Below are 24,646 nucleotides of genomic sequence, written 5' to 3' on the forward strand. Positions count from 1 at the left end.
CATTCCCGCGTCCAACTTTGAAGGCCAAGGTCCGAGCAATGAGCAAATGGTGTTTTCGCATACTCCTCGTCTTTTTGGTGTCGCTGGCGGTCGCCTGCGGCGCCGATGATCCCGGCACGGGCGGCAATAATCTGAACCCCGACGCCGGTGATGACGCAACAACCAGTGACACCGAGCAGCCCGATGACGGCGGCGGTGACGAAGACGGCGGCGGCGACGAAGACGGCGGCGGCGACGATACCGGCGGCGAGCAGTGTGATCCGGCCGATCTGAGCCCCGACGGTGACGAAGACGGCGACGGCGTGCCCAACCGGCGCGACATCTGCGCCTGCGACGCCGACCCGGACCAAGAGGAGAGCGACGGCGACACCATCGGTGACGCCTGCGACAACTGCCCGACGGTGGCCAACTACAACCAGGAAGACTCCGACGGCGACGGCATCGGCGACGCGTGCGAGGACTGGCAGGACGACGACGGCGACGGCCTTCGCAATCAGTTCGACAACTGCCCGCAGGTCGACAACCCGAACCAGGAAGACTCCGAGGGCGACGGCGTGGGTGATGCCTGCGACAACTGCCCGGACACCTCCAACACCGACCAAGAAGACTCGGACGGCAACGGCACCGGCGACGCGTGTGAGAACCCGCCGCTTCGCCCCGACGGTGACCGCGACAACGACAGCATCCTGAACGTCGACGACAACTGCCCGCAGACGCCCAACACCGATCAGGCCGACGCGGACGGCGACGGCATTGGCGACGAGTGCGACAACTGCGTGGACGTGGCCAACACCGACCAAGATCCGGCCGCGTGCGCCAGCGCCGGCGACACCGACGGCGACGGCATCAACGACCTGCAGGACAACTGCGACAACACGCCCAACTCCTCGCAGGACGACGGTGACGGCGATGGTGTGGGCGACGCGTGCGACAACTGCGCGGGCGTGGCCAACCTGAACCAGACCGACAGCGACGGCGACGGCGAAGGCGATGCCTGTGACGGCCTGGCCGACCCGAACGGCGACGTCGACGGCGACGGGCGCCGCAACGCCGAGGACAACTGCCCCGAGACGGCCAACGGCTCGCAGACCGACACCGACGGTGACGGCTGGGGCGACGCGTGCGACAACTGCGACACCATCGCCAACTCGAGCCAGCAAGACAGCGACCAGGACGGCACCGGCGACGCCTGCCAGGACAGCCCGTTCGTGCTCGACGACGACGGCGACGGCGTGGTCAACGCCTCGGACAACTGCCCGAGCACCCCGAACCCCGGCCAGGCCGACACCGATGGCGATCTCGTGGGTGATGCCTGCGACAACTGCCCGGCGGTGGCCAACGACAGCCAGGACCCCTCGGCGTGTCAGAACCCGTACAACAGCCAGCAGGACAGCGACGGTGACGGCGTGGCCGACATCGACGACAACTGCATCAACACCTCCAACGGCGGCCAGGCCGACGCCGACGGCGACGACGTGGGCGACGCCTGCGACAACTGCCCGAATACGGCCAACTACAACCAGGACGACATTGACAACAACAACGTGGGCGACGCCTGTGAGCCGCTTCCCAGCGGCACCCAGATATGCAACACCAGCGACGTCAGCTCGCAGCGGCTCAAGCCCAACGTCTACGTGCTCCTGGACCACTCCGCCTCGATGCAGAGCCCGGGGTATTGGGACGACGCAAAGAACGCGCTCAAGAACGTGTCGACCAACCTGACCAACAAGTTCAACGTGGGCTTCGGGCTGTTCCCTTATTCGAACGCGTCATGCCCCACGTCGGGTGTCTCCGCGCTGTGGGAGCAGGAGGACACCCAGCCGATGTCGGCTGCGTATTTCGATTCTGCGGTCAACAACACTCCGACCTACGCCACCGGAAATAACACCCCCACGGCCTATGCACTGCAACAAATCCGCGTGGCCCGCGAGTACGAGATGACCAACGACCCCGACAACGCCAATCGAAACAAAGCGGTCATCCTGATCACGGACGGCTCGCCGAACTGCTACGGCAACTCCGTGAGTGATACTGCCGCCGAGGCCCAAGCGCTATGCAACGCCGGCGTGCCGGTGTACGTGGTCGGCTTTTCGGGCGTGAGCACATCGAATATGCAGCAGATCGCTGCGGCCGGTTGCTCGCAGAACCCCAACGACCCGACCAAAGACTGGTACGTCGTGTCGAATACCAGCTCGCTGGTCAGCGCCCTCGATACCATCGCCACGCTGCAGGTCAGCTGCACGGTGGCGGTCAACCCGCAAAACGGCGACGACATGAGTCGCATCCGCGTCAACATCGTCCAGGACGGCACCACGCAGCAGACCGTCCAAGAAGACGCGACCAACGGCTACACCTACGACGCGAACAACCAGGTCGTCGAGCTGCACGGCACCGCCTGTAGCGACCTCGAGAACCTGGCCCAGAGCGCCCCGTCGGGCAGCGTGGTCGGCGTCGAGGTCGAGATCGCCTGTGATACCTGCCAGCCGTCGACGGAGGTGTGTGACTACACCGACAACGACTGCGACGGCGACGTCGACGAGGGCTGCAACGGCTGTGTGCCGGAGGTCTGCGACAACACCGACAACGACTGCGACGGCCAGGTCGACGAGGGTTGCGCTCCGCAGCAGGTCTGCGAGCCGGAGATCTGCAACGACAACATCGACAACGACTGCGACGGCCAGGTCGACGAGGAGTGCCCCGACCCGTCGTGCATCCCCGACCCGGAGATCTGCGACGGCCAGGACAACGACTGCGACGGCCAGGCCGACGAGGACTGCCCGGACAACACCTGCTCGCCGGCCCCCGAGGTCTGCGACGGTCAGGACAACAACTGCGACGGCACCGTCGACGAAGGTTGCCAGTGTCACCCGACCCAAGAGGTCTGCCACGACGGCATCGACAACAACTGTGACGGCCAGATCGACGAGAACTGCCCGACCTGCCCGGACAGCAGCGGCCCGAGCTCCGAGATCTGCGACGGCCTCGACAACGACTGCGACGGCCAGATCGACGAGGGCTGCCCCTCGTGCCCCGAGCCCTCCTTCGAAATCTGCGACAGCGGCGTCGATGAGGACTGCGACGGCACCATCGACGAGCCCCAGCCCGAGTGCGCCGACTGCCAGGATCCCGTCGAGGAGATCTGCAACGGCATCGACGACGACTGCGACGGCCAGCTCGACGAGGGCTGCGTGGGCGGCTGATGCTGCCTAGTGGTTAGTGGTGTGAACGTCAAAAACCCCGCCGCGGCCGAGAGGCCCGGCGGGGTTTTTGGTTGTGGGGGGCGCGGAGGTTTAGATGGCGCGGAGATGCTGAAGGTGAAGAGCGCTGAACGCGGAAGCGCTAAAGATTCATCTGAGGTTCGCTGGAGTCGCTGCAGAGGGCGTTCAGCCCGCTTGCACCCGATTCGCTTTGCCGGTGGGGATACGAATCTTTACGGGTATGTGTTGCAGGATCCGGTCAATTTTGTGGATCCGAGGATGCGAGAATGACGAACCAGACGCATGCTTGGCTCTCGGCCGCGCACAACGCGACGACTTGTTTGCCGCATCAACAGATGAAGGCGCCTTCGGGCACCTCTCGAAATCTTGCAGCTTGGGAAACGCGCGAGCCTGTGTGGAGCACACGCGTTTGGAGTTGGCACGGGAGCGTCGACCTGAAACGGGCCCAGCTTGGGTTCTTCGATATCAGCTTCCCTGGTGCGACCGAGGAGATTTCTCGACGTGCCACGAAGCGTACCTGTCGATGCCCCCGCGGAAACACGCAGCAGCTTATATCAACCCGACGCTCGCAAACCTGTCGAGGTCATGTCGAGACGCCGGCGAGGGCTGCCTCGATCTCGCCGCAAAGCCGAGCCTTCTCTGCCCCTCCCCCCTCTGCTATAGTCGGTGACGCACCACCCAACATTTGGCCCCTGAGGAGGGACCGGGTACTTGCGCCCCCCGGATATCGACGGCGCGAGTGAGGTACCGGCGACACTTCGGGGACTCGTTTGTGTTCAATGACCTATCTCTTGCACAGGAGTCACCCTATGTATGTTCGTCAATCCGATCGTGATTTCATCCACGCCGTCGAGGAGTATCTGCGCTCGATTGCGTCGTCGTCCGACCTGCAGTTCGACGCGCGCTCCCAGCGGCTGTTCGACGAGGGTAACGGCCTCATCGAGCAGTCGAAGACGCGCATGGCCGAGGCCGTCGTCCAGGTCGACAAGGAGGCCGTCGAGGCCTCCGAGGCGCGCGCGGCGATGGGCGAGGCCGACGCGCTGCTCGACGCCGGCTTCGGCGACTTGTTCGACGGCGCCGTCATGGCCCGCCGCTTCGAGCAGCTCGGCTCGGGCAACCGCGCCGCCACTCATATCCCCGACGTCCAGCGCTACCTGGAGGGACACAACCCCACCGAATTCTCCGACCGCGGCCGCGCCGACAAGAAGTCGATCATGGCCAAGGCGCTCGACTACGCCGACTCGTACCTGGCTGGCTCGCCGGTGCCCCAGGAGGTGATCACCCGCGCGGCCGACGCCCACCAGAAGTTTGTGGCCGCCCTCGAGAGCCTGCAGGCCGAGGAGGGCGACGTGCTCACCAAACGCAACGAGGCCGACCGGGCACGCGCGCAGGCGCACCGCGAGTTTCGCGCCGGTCGTCAACTCGTCGAGGCGGCTCTGGTCTTGTCCGACAGCCCGCAGCCGCTCAGCGAGTTGTTGCCGTCGCTGAGCGATATCTTGCGCGGCGACACGCTCGCCCCGGCCGCTGACGACGATCGGGCCGACGAAGACCAACCCGTCGAGCCGGTCGATGCTTGAGCCTCTCGCAGGGGGGCCGCCCGTGGCGGCCGCCCTGCTCTCTCGATCCCCAGCAACGCCTTCCGAGTCCTCGGAAAGGCTCTCCAGCTCCCCCGCAACGCCTTCCGAGTCCTCGGATCCCATCGCTACTCTCTGCAACCCCCTCGCCCGTCCCGACGGGTCGGGCCGTGCGCTCTCGACGAGGCTCGACCGTCCGACGGGTAGAGGGTCTGAGATAGTGTAAAGGGGCTACCCGTCGAGTCGGAGGTGATGGGTGCATATTGTGATGAGCATTTCCGACATGTCGGAGGTCATCAGTGCAGTATGTGGTGGGGCTACCCGACGTTTTCGGGGGGTAGACTTCGGGCCCACAGGTGTTTCATGGCCAAGATGCCCACGCACCGATTGACGAGGGCAAGATGCCCACGCACCGATTGACGAGGGCAAGATGCCCGCGCACCGATTGACGAGGGCAAGATGCCCACGCACCGATTGACGAGGGCAAGATGCCCACGCACCGATTGACGAGGGCAAGATGCCCGCGCATCGATTGACGAGGGCAAGATGCCCACGCACCGATTGACGAGGGCAAGATGCCCGCGCACCGGTTGCCGAGGGCAAGATGCCCGCGCTCCGATTGACGAGGGCAAGATGCCCGCGCTCCAAAACGGGTTTGCGCCAAGTTACTCGGCCGCGGTGAGGTCCATGTGCTCCCACAAAAATGCCTCGCTGAGTTCGCGCAGGTTCTGGCCGTCGACCTGGCGGTCCCAGGCGGCGTGGCCGGCGCCGTCGAGTTCGACGTAGCGGTACGGGGCGCCGCTCGCCTCGTATTGATCGCGCAGGGTCTGGCCGGCTTCGACCGAGACGATCTGGTCGCTGTTGCCGTGGACGATGAGCGCGGGGGCGTCGTCGGCGTCCCAGCGGGAGTCGCCGCCGAAGGCTTCGGCGACGCCGTCGATGGCGTCGGCGCTGCCCCAGAAGTCGAGGACCGCGGCGACCTGGCCGGTCTGGTCGAGGTGGGTCGAGGTGAGTGTGGGGTCTTCGTCGGCGGTGAGCTCGTCGCGGAAGTCGGCCGGGTTGCTCACGCCCATGGCGACGCCGATGAAGGCGCCCGCCGAGCCGCCCATCACGGCGATGTGGTCGGGGGAGATGTCGTAGGTGTCCGCGTTGGCCTGCAGCCAGCGTGCGGCGGCCTTGGCGTCGCGCACGGCCGGGTACATCGCCTTGCCCAGGTGGACGCGGATGCCGGTTTCGCGCTCTTCGACCATGTCGTACCAGACCTGCGGGACCGTGCCGAAGTCGCCGGCGAGTCGGTAGTCGACCGACAGGGCGACCCAGCCGCGCGAGGCGAAGTATTCGGCGAACTCGATCAGGTCGGGCTGGGTGCGCGTGCCGCCGGTGAAGCCGCCGCCGTGCACGATGAGGAGCACGGGGCGGGTGCCGTCGGTGCCCTGGGGCAGGTAGAGATCGCCCACGAGGTCGACCGGCTCGCCGTCGCCGTTGCTGAAGTCGCCCGAGTGGGACAGGCCCTGGGCGTAGGTGATCGTCTCGACGGTGAAGTCGTAGTCGGCGCTCGTCGAGGCCCGGACCGTCCGGTCGGCGGCGGCGTTGTTCGACGGGTTGGCGGTGTCGTCGCCGCAGGCGCCGAGCCACAAAAGACAAACAGCCAGAATGGCGGTGAAACGATAACGCATTGTGGTCACTCCCATTTGATTCATTTCTCGGCCTGCATGGCCTTCAGGGCCGCCTTGGCCGCCTCGAACGAGTCGTGCGGCTGGGCGATATTGCCCTTCATCTGCATGTTGACGAGCGCGCCGTCGACGGTGTCGAGCTTGTAGGCGCCGGCGCGGAAGGTGCCGTCGCTCATCGAGCAACCCGCCTTTGCGTCGGCGGGGGCCTTCTCGCTCTCCCACTTGCCGAAGCGCTCCTTCCAGACGTTGCAGCCGTCGTTGGTCAGCTCGTAGATCTTGCCGCCGGCGCAGACGACCGCGCCTTCGTCGGTGAGCATGCCGGCGTTCCCAAGGCCTGCGTATATCCGCGAGTCGGCGACGCTGAACGTCTTGAAGCTCTTGGTGCTCCCTCCCTCGTGCTTCTCAGTGAGCACGAGCTGGCAGGGGGCGATGACTTCGAAGCCGAGGGTCTTCTCGCCGTCTTCGCGCAGCACGGTGACCTTGTCACCTTCGACCTTCCAGGCGGTGCTCGCCGACAGCGTCGCAGGCACGACCCAGCTTCCCTGCCACTTCTCGGTGATGGCGGCGAGGTCGTATTTGGCGAACGGCGAACCCGACACGCTTTCGGGCTGGACTTCGGGGGCCTGGGGCACCTCGGGGCTGGCTTCTTCGGGGTTGGCTTGCTCTGCGCCGGGCTCGTCGCGCTTCTCGACGCTCTCGTCGGCTGTCTTGGAGCTCGAGCTCTCGGGCGCGGGCTTGTCGCAGGCAGCGGCGAGCGCAAGCGAGGCGATCAGGGCGAGGATGAGGGTCTTGTGGGACATCAACCGCTCCAGTGGGGGCGTCGGGTATGGGTAACTGGAGCGTATGTTAATGGAGTTTGGCGCGATGCGCCAACCGCTCAGCGGCTCTTCAGACCGCGATCGACGGCCTGGCGAAGCGCGCGGGTGGCCGCCTCGGGGTCGTCGCTGGCGACGACTTGACGAATCACGGCCACGCCGGCGGCGCCGTGGGCGCTGACGGCGGCGGCGTTGTCGGCGGTGATGCCGCCGATGCCCACCACCGGAATCTCGACCTGGGAGGTGACCAGGGCGACGGCCTGCGGACCACGCGGGGCGCTGGCGTCGGGCTTGGAGGGGTGGGCGTCGTAGATGGCACCCACGCCGAGGTAGTCGGCGCCCTGCCCTTGCAAGAATTTAGCGACCTCGGCGGTGCCCGCCGAGCTGCCGATGACGAGGTCGGGGGCGATGGCGCGGGCGCGCTCGACGGGGATGTCGTGGGGCCCGAGGTGTACGCCGTCACACCCGGCGGCGAGGGCCACGTCGACGCGGTCGTTGACGATGAACAGCGCGTCGTAGCCGTCGCACAGATCCTGGAGCGCCTGGGCGCGCTCGACGAGCGTCTGCGCGTCGGACTCCTTGTCGCGGAGCTGCAGCACGCCCGCTCCGCCGCGCAAGGCGAGCTGGGCGGTCTCGAGCAAGTCGCGCTCTTTGTGCAAGAAGCGCGGGTCGAGGATCACATAAGCGCGCCAGTCGGTGCGCTCGAGCTTTTCTTGGCGACTCGACACTCTCATTTAGTCCTCGGCGCGCTTCTTTTCGATCTCGGCGGCCTGCAGGTCGGCGCGGTAGCTCGAGCGAACGAGCGGGCCGGCTTCGACGTGCTCGAAGCCCATCTCTTCGCCGGCCTTGGCCAGCTCGTCGAACTCCTCGGGCGACACCCAGCGCTTGATGGGCAGGTGGCGCGGGCTCGGGCGCAGGTACTGGCCCAGGTTCAAGATCTGCACGCCGGCGTCGGCCAGGTCCTGCATCGTGGCGAGCGTCTGCTCTTTGGTCTCACCCAGGCCGAGCATCATGCCGCTTTTGGTGAGCACGTCGTCGCGCTTGGCCGAATGGGCGAGCACGGCCAGGGAGCGCTCATACTTGGCCTGCGGGCGCACGACGCGGTGCATCTCGGCGACCGTCTCGATGTTGTGGGCGAAGCAGTCGGGCTTGGCGTCGAGCACGATGTCGACGTCGTCGAGGTTGCCCTTGAAGTCGGGGGTGAGCACCTCGATGCCCAGGTCCGGGCAGACCTCTTTGGTGCGACGAATCGTCTCGGCCCAGATGCCCGCGCCGCCGTCGGGCAGGTCGTCGCGGTCGACGCTTGTGATGACGATGTAGTTCAGGTCGAGGGTGCTCAGGGCCTCGGCCACGCGGCGCGGCTCGTCCTCGTCGACGGCCAGGGGCTTGCCGGTCTGCACGTCGCAGAAGCCGCAGCTTCGGGTGCACACGTTGCCCAGGATCATGAAAGTGAGGGCCTTGCGGCTCCAGCACTCGCCGATATTGGGGCAGGCCGCCGACTCACACACGGTGTGCAGGGCGCTGTCGTTGACGAGCTTTTTGGTCTCGAAGAACTTCTCGTTCATCGACACGCGCTTGCGAATCCAGCGCGGCCGCGGGCCTGCTTCGTTGGGCAGGTTCTGATACTGCGGGCGGGCCGGCCCCGAGATGCGATCGGCGCCGGTGGGCTCGCGGGATTCGTTGACGACTGGCAGTGAGATTTTCTTGCCCATTTCAAATGCCTTGAGGCTTGGAGGCTCGGGGGCTCGATTCTGTTCTGTTGAGGTCTAGCAACGTTCGTTGGGTTCGACAAGTGAGCTATTTGGGCGCTATTTGAGCGGACAAACTACGATTTGGGGGTCGTTCATTTCGGCTCTTGTGGTCGTTGGGCGCTATTTGAGCGGACAAACTACGATTTGGGGGTCGTTCATTTCGGCTCTTGTGGTCGATTGGACGACCCTCAAATTGTTGTTTGTCTGCCCAAATAGCTCTTCATAAACCCGAAACTTTCAACCCAAGAACGAACCAACCCGGCCGGAAAATCCGGCCGGGTTGGTCTAGCGGTGGTGCACGCCGTGCTTACTTGATCTCGAGGAAGTAAGCGCCGTTGCTCGGCTGGCTTTCGCCAACCAACGGACCCCGGTTCAGTTGAATGATGTAGACCTCGCCCGCCGTAGCGGTGAAGTCAACCTTCACACGGTTGTCGTCGATGGGAGTCAAGACACCCTCATCCTTCCAGATAGTGGTCGTCGCATACTCCTCGACGCGCATACCCAGATTAACGTCCGCATTATCCAAGTAGACCGTGGCAGTGACCGGACCGTCGGTGGGGGCTGTCCACTTGAAGTAGTCGTCGTCGCTGCAGGCTCCGAGACCGAGTCGGATCGGCAGATCCGGTCCAATAACGCGAGCCGAAATCACGTTGTCATTCGCCTCGTAGGAGTCCTCGGGGCAAGAGGCCGTCTGCGGAGCGATGGACAAGTGATAGTCGCCCTGGCCGGCGTTGTGGTTCTTGACGCCCAGGAAGTAGGTGCCGCTGCTGCCCACCGAGAAGCTGACCGTCTCGTCGTCGTCCGAACTGTGGTTCGAGAAGACGATGTCGGTGCTGTTGGTGTCGGCCACGGCGTTTCCGTTGGCGTCGAGAAGCTCGAGGGCCAGGTCGACGTCGGCGGTGTGGTCGAAGAAGAGATCGACGTCGTAGGTGGTGCTCGGGGCGAGCGTGATGGCGTACCAGTCGGTCTCGGCGCCACAGGCGATCATGCCGGTGAACTGCGACTCGCTGGCGATGTCGAGCGAGGCGGCCGCGGTGGTCGAGTCGTTACGCTCGTACATGTCCGGGCAGAACGGCGTGGCCGGCAGGCTCGAGCCGATGGCCAACCACAGGTCGTAGTTGTTGCGCATGAACGCGCCGCCTTTGGGGTAGACGCGCAGGTACACGGTCAACGCCGAGGCGTCGGTGTTCGTGTAGGTCAGCGACTCGACGTTGTCGTCGGTGGTCGAGCTGGCCAGCGTGGTGCCGTTGGCGTCCTGCAGTTCCACGTCGATGTTGCCCAGGCGGTTGCGAAGCTCGACGTTGGCCTCGACGGTTTCACCCGCCGGGATGTCGAACGTGAACCAGTCCTCGGTGTTCTCGCACAGGGCCAGGTCGTAGGCGCCGGCGGTGAGGCTGGCGGCGTTGGCCATGTCGAGGTTGCCCGTGTAGCTGTCCTCGGCGCACTGGTTGTTGGGGCCGAAGTCGAGCTGGATGTCCATGTCGTAGTAGGTCTGGAAGGAGCTGGCGCCCCCGAGGACCTGTACGAAGTAGTCGCGTCCGATGCTGCTCGAGTTGGTCACCGTGACCGTCTCGGTGTCGGAGCTGGGCTGCTCGCTGTTGTCGACGCGCAGGTTCGTGTCGTCGAACAGGCGCAGGTCGATGTTGCCCTCGGTGCCGTCGAAGCTCACGTCGATGGTGAGGGTGACGCCGGCGGGGACGTAGACGCTGAAGTAGTCGTCGTCGTTGACCGGGTTGCCCGAGCACAGAAGCAGGTCGGTGTAGCTGCCGGCCGGCACTTCGGCGGCGTCCGCGCTGGTGTCGTTGTTCTCGTAGGCGTCGGGACAGGTGCGGTCGGCCGGGCCCTCGTCGGGGTCGATCGAGCCGCTCAGGTCGTCGTCGCGGTACAGGAGCAAGTCGTAGCCGAGGCGCACGCTGACGCTGGGGTCGGCCGAGGCGACGCGCACGTAATAGGTGGCGTCGCTCGACGGGGTGACCATCGCGGAGGTGTCGCCGCTGTCGGCCAGGGTGGTGGCGTCCGGCTCGTAGATCTCGACGTCGAGATCGGCGCGGGTGTCGTCGTAGTTGATGTAGGCTTCGAAGAGTTCACCGCTGGTCAGGTTGACCGCGTACCAGTCGGCCTCGTCGTTGCAGCTCTGGAGGCGCGAGTACAGACCCGGGGCCTCGAGAGGCTCGGCGGTGGTGCTGTCGTGGTTGCCGTCGAAGGTGTCGTCGACACACGCCGGCGCGGCGCTGACGGAGACGTCGAGCGCGTAGGCGTCGCCGGTCACACCGCTGGAGGTGTTGATCCGGTAGAAGATCTCCTGGTCACGCGCCGAGGTGAACGAGGCGGTGTAGGTGTTGGCGGTTGCGGTGCCGGTGGCTACGGCGCTGCTCGTGTCGTCGGCCTCGTACAGGTACAGGCCCGGGGTGGCGCTGGTGGTGTCGAAGTCGGCCGTCACGGTGATCGTCTGGCCGGCCTCGACGGTGGTCTTGTACCAGTCGCCCTGGCCGTCGCCGCCGCAGATGAGCAGGTTGGAGACCTGGGTGCCTGCGGGCAGGCTGACCGCGTTGGCGGCGTCGTCGTTGTTCTCGTAGACGTCCGGGCAGGCCGCGTCGGCCGGGCCGGAGCCGTCGATGTAGGTCAGCAGCCAGTAGTTGTTACGCACCGGGATGCCGTCTTGGCCCTGGACGCGCAGGTAGTAGGTCTTGTCGGCGCCCGAGGAGTTGGTGACGTTGATCTGGCCGTTGCTGTCGAGGGTGATCGGGTCGCCGTTGCCATCGGTGACGGGCGTGGTGCCGTCGCTGTCGATGAGCGTGGCGCCGATGGCGCCCTGGGTGACGTCTTGGACGATCTCCCAGGTCAGCGCCGAGCCGTCGGCGATGGTGATGGAGTACCAGTCTTCGTTGGAGTCGCAGACCTTCTGGCCGACGAGCGCCGAATCGGGGCCGTTGTTGACCACCTGAGCCGGGTCGAGGGTGACCGCGTTGGCGGCGTCGTCGTTGTTGCCGTTCTCGTCGTACGAATCGTCGTCACACGCCGGGCCGGGGATGACCTCGACCTCGAAGTCGTAGTTGACGCGAATACCGGAGAAGCGGCTGGCGAGGATGTAGAAATCACCGCCGAGCTCGGCCTGGTAGTCGATCTCGAGCTGGACCTGGGTCGTGCCCGACACGAGCGTCTCGGTGGCCGACTGCAGGAAGTTACCGCAGGCGTCGGCGAAGGGTTGAGCGCGGTCGCGGCCGAACAGGGTCATCTGCAGCTCACCGGCGACCTGAGGCGGATCGTAGGTCGCGGTGACCCGGAGCCGGTCGAGGGGGTTGAGCTGGACGACGAAGTAGTCGGGGTCCGCACAGATGTTGAGGCTGTTGCTGCCCGAGGAGGTGAAGGTGGTGCCGTCCTGGACCTGAGTGGCCGTGCCACAAGCGTCGTTGGGCTCGTCCGGGCCGGAGCACAGGTTCGGGATGGACGTCCACTCCAGGTCGTACAGCGCTTTGCCCACGCCGTTGCCGCCGTCGGGTAGGGTCACCTCGAGGACGAATTTCTGAGCGGTGTCGACGATGTAGCGCAGGCGCTCCTGGTCACCGTGGGTGGCCGACTCGGCGATGATGGTGTCGCGATCGTCCTGGGCGTACAGGTAGATGTCGACGTCGCCCAGGCGCGGAGGCGACTGGAGGGTGACGGTGATGATCTGGTTGGCAGCCACGTCGAGCTCGTAGAAGTCGACGTCGTCGCCGCACACCTCGAGGTCGACCTCGGCGGTGTCGACGGACAGCGGCGTGGCATCGTCAAAGGTGTCGTTTTCTTCGTAGCCGTCGTCGTTGCAGCTCTCCGGGTCGCGCACGTCGATGAGGATGCGGTACGGGGTGTTTCCGACGACCACGTTGCTGCGCACGTTGACATAGGCGTCAATCGGGCCGTTCAGGCTGGGGTCGACGCCGTACTGGACGCGCTCGAGGCCCGTGTCGATGTCGCCGGACTGTGCGGACGGGGCGCGCGCCGAGGCAGCCAGGTCGTTGCCCTGGGCGTCGACGATAGCCACGTCGATGTTGCCGGCGTCGGTGTCGTACTCGATGGTCACGTCGATGACTTTGCCGGGCGCGGCGCTGATGGCGAACCACTCACCGCTGTTCTGGCGGCAAGCCAAGGGGCGCTCGTCGGCGGTCTTCTCGAACGGATAGGCGGTCACCTCAAAGGCGTTGGCCTGCGAGTGGTTGTCACCGAAATCATCCTGCGGGCATTCCGGCGGGAGGTCGGCGCACAGGCCGAGTCCGTCGGGGCTTCCGGCAGCTTCGAGGTCGCAGAACTCGACGGCGAAGCAGTCGGTGTCGTCTTGGCAGAACTGGCAGATGGAGTCTTTGCAGACCTTGCCGTCCATGCGGCCCGGAGCCGATCCGTTGTCCTGGCAGGTCGAGCGGTTGTCACACTCGTAGCGGCACTCGCGCACGCCGTCGCCGAAGTCGAAGCAGATTTCGTCGTCTTCGCAGTCGGCGTCGGAGTTGCAACCCTCGACGCAGCGAAGCTCGTCCATGTTGCAGTACTCGCCGAGCAGGCAGTCGTCGTTGCTGCGGCAACCTGCGCGGCACTCACCGGCCTCGCAGATTTCGCCCTGGGCGCACTGGTCGTCGCCTTCGCACGGCGGCTTCTCGACGCAGGTGTTGTCCTGGCAGATGTAGTCGACGCCGTCTTCGACGTAGCGCTCGTAGCGCGTGCAGTGAAGGTCGGTGTCGCAGGTGCCGTCGGGGATGCAGACGGTCGGGCTGGCCGAGTCGTCGCACACTTCGTGGTCGCGGCAGTCCGAGGGGCCGGCGCAGGCGTCGGCCGACTCACACTTGAGGGTCGCCTCGTTGCAGATCTCACCGTCGGCGCACATGTCGGCGCCGGGGCGACAGCCGAGCTCGCAACGTCCGCTGGACGCGTCGCAAATATTGAGGCCGGAACACTCCGAATCGTCGGAGCAGCCGGCGAGCTGGCAGCTTCCCTCAGCACAGTACTCGTAGGAGGCGCAGTCGAAGTCCGACTCGCAGGCATCCTCGGATGCTGTCTGACAGACCGAATCCCAGCACTGCGCACCTTCTGCGCAATCTTCGTTCGTCTCGCAGCTTTGGGAGCTATTGTTGCCATCGCCGCCGTCTGAAGGACCGCAAGCGAGCACGCCCGCACTGAGCGCAAGCGAGGCGAAGAAATATAGTAAATACCGTTTCATTCTCGACGACCTTGACCTGAACCGATTCATCTATGCACGGCGCTCATCGCGCCCGAATGCTTTTTGCAAATACGTTAGCCTCTCCGAGCCGGCGCCAAAGCGTTTGGCTCGGGAGGTTTCGGCGCCGCATCCTAACAGAGGTGCGGGTCGAACTTCCAGCTACTCGTGACATTTACGCAAATCCCTCGCATCTAGCCTACGCATCTAGCCTACCATATGTAGGTCGACCCAGCGGGGGCTACTCACAAAGTGTCACAATCGCTCCACAGGGGGGCCTCAGACAAAAAAGACCGAGCGTCCCCGTTGACGCTCGGCCTCTTCGATTCATCCCGGATTGTTACGACAGTCGAGCTTCACTCTTCGATCGGCTCCGACTCGGCATAAAGCTTGAGCAGCTCGCCCTCGCTGAGGATGCGCGAGTTGGTATCACCCCACACATCGCTGATGGCGACCAACTCGCCCTTCTCGAGCTTCGGAGTCAGATAGATGGCGTAGTAGTGGCCACCGTCATCCGACACCATGCCGGGGATGGGGTCGAGCGGAGTGCCCGATTTGGGGCAAGTCAACTCGCAACGCTTGCCTGATTCGAACTCGACCGAGTTTTCTTTGCTCGGATCGCCGAAGAAGGGGCTGAGGGTGACGATATCTTCCTTGTCGCCCTGCTTGACCCGCAGACTCACGCCCGGCTCGCCGCTGAACTTGGGTCCGTCTTGGTTGATGAGGCTCTCGCCGTCAGGCCCGTAAGCACGCGTGACGACGACGATATAGCCTTTGTCGGCAATCGCGTTGAGCCGCGTGTAAGTATCAGGTCGGTCGGCAAACTCGTTTTTTCCGTCTTCAGACATGGTCTCGCTCCGGTGAATCGCCTGATTTTTCCCTTACCTACCGCAATCCTGAAGTCGTGACAAGCGGTGAAGATGGGTGCGGGATTTCGGGCGGCCCTGTAACGAAAGGTTACGCAACCGCCTATAGGTCGTCATACCTCGAATTGCGATCATCCTGCAACTCTTGCACGAATTGTTCGCGACGGTGAAATGAAGCCGGGCCTGCGCTATGTTGGCTGTAGTGATGTGAGTCAGACAACTTCAGTGAGGACGGCCATGGGATACCCCACACGCAAGCACGCCGCAGAGACAATGATTCGTGATGCGCGCGGCTTCTATGAACAGGGTTGGTTGCTCGGTACCAGCGGTAACCTGTCGATCAAGCTCGACGACGACCACTTCTTGATCACGGCCAGCGGCCGCGACAAAGGTCGGCTGACCCCCGAAGACTTTCTCGCCTGCCCGGTCGACGGTGAGCCGAGCGAGACGACGCCGACGCTCGGGCCTTCGGCGGAGACGTCTATCCACCAGGCGATCTACGCGCGAGTGCCCGAGGCCGGTGCCGTCTATCACGTCCACGAGCCCTACTCGGCTTTCTGCAGCGAGCGCGACTCTTATATCGGAGCGACAATCATGGCGGGGGCCGAGATGATCAAGGGACTCGGGATATGGGAAGAAAACCCGCGCGTGCGTATCCCCATCTTCGAGAATCACTTCGATGTGCCGCAGATCGCCGCCGACATCGACCGCCACCTGGCGGACGAAGCCAAGCGCAGGGTGCCCGGGGTCAATATTCGCAGCCACGGCTATTATGCGTGGGGGGAAGATGCCTTCGCGGCGAAACGTCACGTGGAGACGTTTGCGTATTTGTTCCGGTATAGCTGGGAGATGGGCAACGGGGCTTGAGGGTTGGGCGTGGTGGGTTGCCGTGGGGCCCCTCCGTCGCGCTCGGGCGCGCGACACCTCCCCAGCGTTGAACACGCTGGGGAGGAGCCTTTCGCCTGATTGAGGGCCCCTCCGTCGTGCTCAGACGCGCGACACCTCCCCAGCGTTGAACACGCTGGGGAGGAGCCTCTGGAGCTATCGCTCAGGCGTACTCGTTGAGGATCAGCTTGGCGATGGTCTGAAGCTGCATGTTGGTGGTGCCTTCGTAGATCGAGCCGATCTTGGCGTCGCGGTAGAACTTCTCGGCGGGATACTCGCGGGTGAAGCCGACGCCGCCGTGGAACTCGACGCATTTGGAGGCGACGCGCTCGGCGACCTGGCTCGAGTAGAGCTTGGCCATGGCCGCCTCTTTGACGAAGTCCTTGCCGGCGTCCTTGAGGCGCGCGGCGTTGTAGACCATCAGGCGTGCCGCCTCGATCTCGGTGGCGAGCTGGGCGTATTGGAATTGCAGGCCCTGGAAATGGGCGATCGGCTTGCCGAATTGCTCGCGCTCGAGCATGTGGGCCATGGCGGCGTCGAAGGCGCCTTGAGCCAGCCCGATCATCTGGGCACCGATGCCGATGCGACCCTCGTTGAGCGTCTCGATGGCAACTTTGTAGCCCTTGCCAACCTCACCTAGCACGTTTTCTTTGGGGACGATGCAGTCCTCGAGGATGAGCTCGACGGTCGAGGAAGCACGAATACCGAGCTTGTCCTCTTTCTTGCCCACCGAGAAGCCCTCGAAGTCACGCTCGACCAAGAATGCCGTGATACCGCGGTAGCCGGCCTCCGGGTCGACGTTGGCGAAGAGCACGTACAGGTTCGCCTCTTTGCCGTTGGTGATCCACAGCTTGTTGCCGTTGAGCTTGTAGTGGTCGCCGCAGTCTTCGGCGCGCGTCTGCAGCGCGAAGGCGTCCGAGCCGCTGGCGGGCTCACTGAGCGCGTAGGCGCCTACCCATTCACTACACAATTTGGGGAAGTACTTCTCTTTTTGCTCGTCGTTGGCCCAGCGCAAAATCGCGTTGTTGACCAGGGTGTTCTGCACGTCGACGAAGACCGACACGCTCGGGTCGACCTTGGCGAGCTCCTCGACGGCCAAGATGGCGCTAAAGAAGGAGCTTCCCGAACCGCCGTACTGCTCGGGCACCTCGATGCCGGACAGGCCGAGTTGGAAGCACTGGTCGATGATGGACTGGTCGAGCTGCTGCTCGTGGTCCATCTCCTCGACCTTGGGAGCCACCGCCTTTTGAGCGAAGCTGGCGATCGCCTCCTGAAAAATCTGTTCGTCTTCGGTGAGTTCGGTCAGTGCGGGTCTGTGTTCGGCCATTTTATTTCCTCTTGTGCTGGTCGCCTGCGACGGGAGTGAATCGTCATTCATCTCCACGCACTAATAGTAGATTCGACCAATGAAAGGCAAGTGAGGGTCGATAATCAGGAGAGTGTGCCTTGCCAATTACAAAAGCACGCCTTGCTGATGTCGCACACCGCTATTTGAGGGAACAGTACAGCATTCGAGTGCGGCGGGGCGATCGTCCCAGGTGGTTGGGGCGAGCTGTATACAAGAAGACACGTAGATGCCGACCAAAGGGAGTTGAAACGAAGGACACCTACAGGTACGGTGAAGATCTATTTTTCGCCAAACCAGGCCGAATGCAACCAACTTGCCGCCATCGAACGCGGTGATTGGCTGCACGCATCGACGCTGTATACAGACACCATTTGACGCACCGAGCTCTGACTGATGATTGCCTCGAAGAACCGCTTTTGGCTGCTGAACCTCCTTTTTGCCACGGTCGTGGCCTTTTCTGGCTGCGGCAGTTGCGACGACACCTCCGGGAACACGACCAACAACACCACCACCCAGGCCGACGGCGGCGACGTCAGCGGCTGTGATGACGGCGACAGCGACGGATTCGGCGCCGGCGAGACCTGTGAGGAAGAACAGATCGACTGCGACGATTCCGACTCGGCGATCAACCCGGGCGCCGACGAGGTGTGCGGCGACGGCGTCGATAACAACTGCGACGGGCAAATCGACGAGGACTGCGAGAGTTGCACCGACGGCGAGACCCGCCAGTGCGGCTCGGACGTCGGCGCCTGCCAGATGGGCACGCAAACATGCAATGACGGCACCTGGAGCGAGTGCGAAGGCGAGGTACGCTCGGCGCCCGAGACCTGCGACGGCGTCGACAACGACTGCGACGGAGAGGTCGACGAAGATCCCCAGCAAACTCTGTGCAACGACGGCATCAAGTGCAACGGCGCGGAAGTCTGCCAGGCCGGCACCTGCGTCGACTCTGAGCCGGTGGACTGCTCACATCTCGACGAGCCGTGCTTCAAAGGCGTCTGCCTCGAAAAAGACGGGTCTTGCAGCCAGCAGATGATCGCCGACGGCACCACCTGTGACGACGGCAATTTCTGTACGATCGACGGGGTCTGCCAACAGGGCGTGTGCGAGACCTCCCCGCGTGACTGCTCGGGTGAGTCGGATCAGTGCAACACCGGCGTGTGTGACGAAGACGCCGATGCCTGCGTGCCCCAGCCCGTCTCCGACGGCACCACGTGTGACGACGGCGCCTTCTGTACGGTGGGCGACTCGTGCCAAGCGGGCACGTGTGAAGGAAGCACGCGCGACTGCTCGGGCTCCGGTGACCAGTGCAACGACGGCATCTGCGACGAGCAGGCCGACAGTTGTGTGCCCCAGCCCGTCTCCGATGGGACCGCGTGTGACGACGGCGCCTACTGCACCGTGGGCGACACCTGCCAGGCGGGTCAGTGCAACGCGGGCGCCCCACGCCAGTGCGGCGCCTCGGGCGGCTCGTGCCGCACCGGGGTGTGCGACGAACAAAACGACACCTGCGACGGCGACCCGGTCGCCGACGGCACCCCCTGTGACGACGGTCAGTTCTGCACGGTGAGTGACTCGTGTAGCGCCGGAACGTGCGTGGGCGGCTCCCCCAAAGACTGCTCGGGCGCCGGTGACCAGTGCAACGACGGGGTGTGCGACGAGTCGAATAACCGCTGCCGAGCCACGCCCAAGCCCGACGGCACCACCTGCGACGACGGCGCCTTCTGCACGGTCAGTGATGCGTGCACCTCGGGCGCGTGTGGCGGCACCTCGCGGGACTGCTCGAGCGCGGGCGACCAGTGCAACGAAGGCATCTGCGACGAGAGCAACGATAGCTGCGCGCCGCGGCCGCTCTCCGACGGCACCACCTGTGACGACGGCGCCTTCTGCACCGTGGGTGATACCTGCTCGGCCGGTAGCTGCGGCGGCGCCCCCAGAAACTGCTCGAACTTCGCCGACGAGTGCAACGCCGGGGCCTGCGACGAGCAAGCCGACAGTTGCTACGCCGATCCCTTCCAAGACGGCACCACCTGCGACGACGGACTCTTCTGCACCGTGGGTGACACGTGCACCGCGGGTGTATGTGACGGCTCGGCGCGCGACTGCTCGGGCGTCGTGACCACGCAGTGCGGCGTGGGTGTCTGCGAGGACAACTTCGACCGCTGTGTCGAACAAAACGACCCCACCTGCTGTGACTCGACGGTCGACAACGATCTCGACGGCGTCAGCCAGTGCAACGACTGCGACGACACCAACGGCGGCGTCTATCCCGGCGCCACCGAGACGTGCAACGGCATCGACGACGACTGCGACGGCGCCATCGACGAAGACTTCGACGCCGACGGCGACGGCTACGCCACCTGCAGCGACGACCCGCTGATCCGCGATTGCGACGACTCCAACGCCAACGTCAACCCGGGGATGGACGAGGACTGCGGGGCCAACGACCAGGGCAACGGCATTGACGACGACTGCGACGGCTACGTCGACGAGGGCTGCAATCCGTGCACGACCACCGACGCCGATAACGACGGCTACAGCGAGTGCGACGGCGACTGCGACGACAGCAACCCCGATGTCCACCCCGGGGCCACCGAGCAGTGTGACGGGCTCGACAACGACTGCAACACGTTTACGACCAAAAACTGCGACGTCGACGAGCCGTGCAACTTCAACAGCGGCACCGACGTGTGCATGAACGATCGCATCTGCGCGTGCATCGTCGACAACAGCGGCTCGTGCACCGGCGACTACCGATGCACCACCTACTGCAACTGGAGCGAAACCGGCCCGATCGGCGACGGCTGCGGCGCCGACCAGACCTGTCTTTACGACATGCTGCGCTCGTCGAACGTCCATGCCTGCGGGGTGACCACCGATACGCCCGGCGTCAAAGGAGGCGGTGAGGCCTGCGGCAGCGACAGTGAGTGTCGCAGCCTCAACTGCGACCGTATCTGCCGCGGCCCGGGCTGCAACCAGGACTACTGCCAAGACTACTGCGGCAGCGACGACTATTGCGGCACCAATGCGGTGTGCCGCCTGAGCCGCCTGAGCGACAATATCGACGGACGCTGCTGGCCCTCCGGCGGCCCCTTGTTGGGCTCGTCGAGCATCGGTCAGAGCTGCTCGAGCGATACGAGCTGCGACCGCGGCCTTTGCATGACTGACCCGAACGACTCGAGCCGCTACTGCACCGGAGCGTGCTGCAAGGACTCGGACTGCCCGTCTGGCTACACCTGCACGATGGGAGGCGACCAGATCGACACGACCTACGTGTACCCCGACCCGCGCGGCATCACCTGCACGACCGACTCCGACTGCAGCGGCAGCGGCGGCATTTGCTACAACAACGAGTGTGCCTGGCGTCTCGTGGAGACCTCGCCGATGTGCGTCAAAGACGTCAGCGGCCAGGGTTCGCGAGTGGCCGGCCAGCAGTGCGCTCAAAACTCCGACTGTGAGAGCAATTTCTGCGAGAAGACCCTGGGCGTGTGCGTGTCGACCTGCTGCAACGATGCTGCCTGCCCGACCGGGCTGACCTGCGAAGGACAGACCGTCCAGACCGACACCGATCGGGTCTCGCAAGTTCGCGTGTGCATCAACGTGTCGACTGAGAACGTACTCGAGCGAAAATAGCCCGAAGCCACAGCGCGCGCGGCCGTATTGGAGTAGGCCGCGCGCGTTCAAATGCTCACTCCAAAACCTGCGCAGCGCCTCCATCGCTGCGCTTTTTTATTTGCTGGTGATCAAAACGATGATGACTGACCGCCGATATCTCGCTCGCAGCTTCTGGCTGGCACTCGCGTTGATCTTGTACCTCGTTGTCAGTGGTTGTGGAGGATGTGACGAGACGGCCGGCCGAGGCACCAACAACGGCACCTCCGGGGCAGACGGGGGCGACGTGACCGACTGCGACGACGGCGACAGCGACGGGTTCGGCGTCGGCGGAAATTGCCTGAGCGAACAGCTCGACTGCGACGACTCCGACTCGGCGATCAACCCGGGCGCCGACGAGGTGTGCGGCGACGGCGTCGACAACAACTGCGACGGGCAAATCGACGAGGACTGCGAGCGTTGCACCGACGGCGAGACCCGCCAGTGCGGCTCGGACGTCGGCGCCTGCGAGATGGGAACCCAGACCTGCTCCGAAGGAGCCTGGGGTGAGTGCGAAGGCGAAGTGCGCTCGGCGCCCGAGACCTGCGACGGCGTCGACAACGACTGCGACGGCGAGGTCGACGAAGATCCCCAGCAAACCCTGTGCAACGACGGCAGCAAGTGTAACGGCGTGGAGGTCTGCCAGGCCGGCACCTGCGTCGACTCTGAGCCGGTGGACTGCTCGCACCTCGACGAGCCCTGCTTCGAGGGTGTCTGCCTCGAAAAGGACGGCTCGTGCAGCCAGCAGATGATTCCCGACGGCACCACCTGCGAAGATGGCAATTTCTGTACGGTCGACGGCGTCTGCCAACAGGGCGTGTGCGAGACCTCCCCGCGCGACTGCTCGGGTGAGTCCGATCAGTGCAACACCGGCGTGTGTGACGAAGACGCCGACGCCTGCGTGCCCCAACCCGTCTCCGACGGCACCACCTGCGACGACGGCGCCTTCTGTACGGTAGGCGACTCGTGTCAGGCGGGCACATGTGAGGGAAGCACGCGCGACTGCTCGGGCGCCGGCGACCAGTGCAACGACGGCATCTGCGACGAGCAGGCCGATAGCTGTGTGCCCCAGCCGATCGCCGATGGGACCGAGTGCGACGACGGCGCCTACTGCACGGTGGGCGACTCGTGCCAGGCGGGCCAGTGCACCGCCGGCGCCCCCAGACAATGCGGCGCGTCGGGCGGCTCGTGTCGCACCGGCGTATGTGACGAGCAGGCCGACTCGTGCACCGGCGACCCGGTCGCCGACGGCACGCCCTGTAATGACGGCCAATTCTGCACCGTGAGCGACTCGTGCAGCGCCGGAACGTGCGTGGGCGGCGCCCCCAAAGACTGCTCGGGCGCCGGTGACCAGTGCAACGACGGCGTCTGCGACGAGTCCAACAACCGCTGCGAAGCGTCACCCAAACCCGATGGCACCACCTGCGATGACGGCGCCTTCTGTACGGTGAGCGACACCTGCTCGAGCGGCACCTGCGGCGGCTCGACCCGAGACTGCTCGGGCGCCGGCGACCAATGCAACGACGGGACCTGCGACGAGCAGGCCGACAGCTGCGTGCCCCGGCCCGTCTCCGACGGCACCACCTGTGACGACGGCGCCTTCTGCACGGTGAGCGACACCTGCTCGAGCGGCACCTGCGGCGGCTCGGCGAGAGCTTGCGCGTGGGCAGGCGATCAGTGCAACGACGGGGTCTGCGACGAACAGGCTGGTGCGTGTGTGGCCGATCCCGTCCAAGACGGCACCACCTGTGACGACGGCGCCTTCTGCACGGTCAACGACGCGTGCACCGCCGGCTCTTGTGGCGGCGCAGCGCGCGACTGCTCCGGCGCGGGCGACCAGTGCAACGATGGCGTGTGCGACGACAACAGCGACTCGTGTGTCGCCCAACCGGTTCAAGATGGAACGACCTGCGACGACGGCGCCTTCTGTACCGTCTCGGATGTGTGCACGTCGGGCACCTGCGGCGGCGCGGCGCGTGATTGCTCGGCGGCCGGCGATCAGTGCAACGACGGGGTCTGCGACGACCAGGCCGACACGTGCGTACCCGACCCGCTTCCCGACGGCACCACTTGCGACGACTCGGCGTTCTGCACGGTCAACGACCAGTGCACCGCCGGAAGCTGTGGCGGCGCGGCGCGCGACTGCTCGGCCGCCGGCGACCAGTGCAACGACGGGGTTTGCGACGAGCAGGCCAGCGCGTGCGTGGCGTCGCCGAAGGTCGACGGCACCACCTGCGACGACTCGACCTTCTGTACGGTCAACGACCAGTGCACCGCCGGCAACTGCGGCGGCGCGGCGCGCGACTGCTCGGCGGCCGGCGATCAGTGCAACGACGGGGTCTGCGACGACCAGGCCGACACGTGCGTACCCGACCCGCTCCCCGACGGCACCACTTGCGACGACTCGGCGTTCTGCACGGTCAACGACCAGTGCACCGCCGGAAGCTGTGGCGGCGCGGCGCGCGACTGCTCGGCAGTCGGCGACCAGTGCAACGACGGAGTATGTGACGACCAGGCCGACGCCTGCGTACAGTCGGCCAAGGCCGACGGGACGACCTGCGACGACGGCGTCTTCTGCACCGGCACCGACTACTGCATGTCGGGGAGTTGCACGGGCGACGCCCTCGACTGCTCGACCTACGACACACAGTGTGGCGTGGGAACCTGCGACGAGTCACAGCAGATGTGCTACTCCGACGCCACCTCCGCCGACGGCACGAGCTGCGACGACGGCGACGTGTGCACGGCCAATGACAGCTGCCAGTCAGGCGTCTGTGAGAGTAGCCCCAGCACGCCGATCGCCGATGCCGGCGCCGACCAGAGCGGCATTCCGCCCAACACCACCGTCCAGCTCGACGGGTCGAACTCGTCCGATCCCCACGGCCAAGCGCTCAGCTACAGTTGGAACTTCGCCAGCCGTCCCACGGGGAGCTCGGCGAGCTTCAGTGACCCCACCGCCGAGAGCCCGACCTTCTTGGCCGATGTCGCCGGCACCTACGAAGCATGCCTGACGGTGACCGACTCCGACGGGTGCTCCTCGGCGACCGATTGCATGACGGTGACCGTCGAACCCGACAAGGACCTGCACATCGAGTTGGTGTGGTTCAGCGATGATAGCGACGTCGATTTGCACCTGCGCGCGCCCAACGGCACCTGGTGGAGCATGAACAAGCCGCGTTGCAACTCCTCGGATCAGGGAACCGACTGCTTCTTCTGCGTGCCGAACCCCGATTGGGGAGCTGGCGGAGAGGGTTTGGCTGACGGCATCGCCGCCAACGACCCGGTGCTCGACGTCGACAATATCAACGGTTACGGCCCCGAGAACATCAACATGGACACCTTGTTCGACACCGCCTCGTCGATGCGCGTGGGCGTCCACTACTTCTCCGACAAGGGTGCCGGAGACGTCTCGGCCCGCTTGCGCATCTACGTAGCCGGCGTGCTGCAATTCGAGGAGACCAAGACCTTGTCGTGCGATGATTTCTGGGAGGTCGCCGACATCGACGTCTCCAATGCGGGTACCGTGGTCAGCATCACCAACGTCGGCGGCAACCCCTCGGCGGACGGACGCGGCCAATGTCCGTAAACGTGACCGATGCTTGTGGCCTGTGACGGCTCCGAGGCGAACCTCGGAGCCGTCACGGGCGCTCACTCCTGTGGTTGCTCCCCTCCCCCTCTTGCAG

General features: G+C 65.1%; 12 protein-coding genes. 5 read left to right on the top strand and 7 right to left on the bottom strand.

Features of this window, described 5'->3' with window-relative positions; translation table 11 throughout:
* Positions 1-38: 38 nt before the first annotated feature.
* Together FIV42_RS04665 and FIV42_RS30005 are read left to right on the top strand one after the other, a co-directional pair.
* Positions 39-3,200 carry a thrombospondin type 3 repeat-containing protein gene (locus tag FIV42_RS04665; protein WP_141196549.1) on the top strand — a complete coding sequence of 1,054 codons (3,162 nt, stop codon included), beginning with the start codon at positions 39-41 and terminating at the stop codon, positions 3,198-3,200.
* 827 nt (positions 3,201-4,027) lie between these two features.
* Positions 4,028-4,795: a hypothetical protein gene (locus tag FIV42_RS30005; RefSeq protein WP_168210410.1), complete on the top strand. Its 768-nt coding sequence runs from the start codon at positions 4,028-4,030 to the stop codon at positions 4,793-4,795.
* Between the two features lie 662 nt (positions 4,796-5,457).
* Here the strand turns inward: FIV42_RS30005 and FIV42_RS04670 are convergent.
* The 6 genes from FIV42_RS04670 to FIV42_RS04695 form a co-directional block, all read right to left on the bottom strand.
* Positions 5,458-6,468, bottom strand: a complete 1,011-nt coding sequence (locus FIV42_RS04670; RefSeq protein ID WP_168210411.1) for an alpha/beta hydrolase — start codon at positions 6,466-6,468, stop codon at positions 5,458-5,460.
* 20 nt (positions 6,469-6,488) lie between these two features.
* Entirely contained in the window at positions 6,489-7,265 is a 777-nt protein-coding gene (locus FIV42_RS04675; RefSeq protein WP_141196551.1) for a hypothetical protein, read from the bottom strand.
* Positions 7,266-7,342: 77 nt separating this feature from the next.
* Positions 7,343-8,014 (bottom strand): thiamine phosphate synthase, encoded by a 672-nt coding sequence (gene thiE / locus FIV42_RS04680; protein ID WP_141196552.1) that lies wholly within the window; start codon positions 8,012-8,014, stop codon positions 7,343-7,345.
* Positions 8,015-8,992 carry a lipoyl synthase gene (gene lipA / locus FIV42_RS04685; protein ID WP_141196553.1) on the bottom strand — a complete coding sequence of 326 codons (978 nt, stop codon included), beginning with the start codon at positions 8,990-8,992 and terminating at the stop codon, positions 8,015-8,017.
* A 346-nt stretch (positions 8,993-9,338) separates the two neighbouring features.
* The gene (locus FIV42_RS04690; RefSeq protein WP_141196554.1) at positions 9,339-14,216 is read right to left on the bottom strand and encodes a pre-peptidase C-terminal domain-containing protein; all 4,878 of its coding nucleotides are present in this window, start codon (positions 14,214-14,216) and stop codon (positions 9,339-9,341) included.
* Between the two features lie 353 nt (positions 14,217-14,569).
* Positions 14,570-15,061 (bottom strand): hypothetical protein, encoded by a 492-nt coding sequence (locus tag FIV42_RS04695; RefSeq protein ID WP_141196555.1) that lies wholly within the window; start codon positions 15,059-15,061, stop codon positions 14,570-14,572.
* A gap of 255 nt (positions 15,062-15,316) precedes the next feature.
* Between FIV42_RS04695 and mtnB the strand changes: the two genes are divergently transcribed.
* The gene (gene mtnB, locus FIV42_RS04700) at positions 15,317-15,946 is read left to right on the top strand and encodes a methylthioribulose 1-phosphate dehydratase (RefSeq protein ID WP_222615375.1); all 630 of its coding nucleotides are present in this window, start codon (positions 15,317-15,319) and stop codon (positions 15,944-15,946) included.
* Between the two features lie 181 nt (positions 15,947-16,127).
* On the opposite strand, the gene FIV42_RS04705 is transcribed toward mtnB, so the two are convergent.
* On the bottom strand, positions 16,128-17,291 hold the full coding sequence (locus FIV42_RS04705) for an acyl-CoA dehydrogenase (RefSeq protein ID WP_141196556.1): 1,164 nt from the start codon (positions 17,289-17,291) through the stop codon (positions 16,128-16,130).
* A 414-nt stretch (positions 17,292-17,705) separates the two neighbouring features.
* Between FIV42_RS04705 and FIV42_RS04710 the strand changes: the two genes are divergently transcribed.
* A complete protein-coding gene (locus tag FIV42_RS04710) occupies positions 17,706-20,945 on the top strand; it encodes a putative metal-binding motif-containing protein (RefSeq protein WP_141196557.1) in 3,240 nt (1,079 codons plus the stop codon).
* A gap of 121 nt (positions 20,946-21,066) precedes the next feature.
* On the top strand, positions 21,067-24,549 hold the full coding sequence (locus FIV42_RS04715; RefSeq protein WP_168210412.1) for a PKD domain-containing protein: 3,483 nt from the start codon (positions 21,067-21,069) through the stop codon (positions 24,547-24,549).
* The last annotated feature ends 97 nt before the right edge of the window (positions 24,550-24,646 follow it).

This window comes from Persicimonas caeni, assembly GCF_006517175.1.
In the GTDB taxonomy this organism is placed as follows: Bacteria; Myxococcota_A; Bradymonadia; order Bradymonadales; family Bradymonadaceae; genus Persicimonas; species Persicimonas caeni.

Excerpts from the sequence above, each read along its gene's own strand:
- FIV42_RS04695 (WP_141196555.1), bottom strand. The coding sequence starts at position 15,061 with ATGTCTGAAGACGGAAAAAACGAGTTTGCCGACCGACCTGATACTTAC.
- mtnB (WP_222615375.1), top strand. The coding sequence starts at position 15,317 with ATGGGATACCCCACACGCAAGCACGCCGCAGAGACAATGATTCGTGAT.
- lipA (WP_141196553.1), bottom strand. The coding sequence starts at position 8,992 with ATGGGCAAGAAAATCTCACTGCCAGTCGTCAACGAATCCCGCGAGCCC.
- FIV42_RS04710 (WP_141196557.1), top strand. The coding sequence starts at position 17,706 with ATGATTGCCTCGAAGAACCGCTTTTGGCTGCTGAACCTCCTTTTTGCC.
- FIV42_RS04705 (WP_141196556.1), bottom strand. The coding sequence starts at position 17,291 with ATGGCCGAACACAGACCCGCACTGACCGAACTCACCGAAGACGAACAG.
- thiE (WP_141196552.1), bottom strand. The coding sequence starts at position 8,014 with ATGAGAGTGTCGAGTCGCCAAGAAAAGCTCGAGCGCACCGACTGGCGC.
- FIV42_RS04665 (WP_141196549.1), top strand. The coding sequence starts at position 39 with ATGAGCAAATGGTGTTTTCGCATACTCCTCGTCTTTTTGGTGTCGCTG.
- FIV42_RS04675 (WP_141196551.1), bottom strand. The coding sequence starts at position 7,265 with ATGTCCCACAAGACCCTCATCCTCGCCCTGATCGCCTCGCTTGCGCTC.
- FIV42_RS04670 (WP_168210411.1), bottom strand. The coding sequence starts at position 6,468 with ATGCGTTATCGTTTCACCGCCATTCTGGCTGTTTGTCTTTTGTGGCTC.
- FIV42_RS04690 (WP_141196554.1), bottom strand. The coding sequence starts at position 14,216 with ATGAAACGGTATTTACTATATTTCTTCGCCTCGCTTGCGCTCAGTGCG.
- FIV42_RS04715 (WP_168210412.1), top strand. The coding sequence starts at position 21,067 with ATGACTGACCGCCGATATCTCGCTCGCAGCTTCTGGCTGGCACTCGCG.
- FIV42_RS30005 (WP_168210410.1), top strand. The coding sequence starts at position 4,028 with ATGTATGTTCGTCAATCCGATCGTGATTTCATCCACGCCGTCGAGGAG.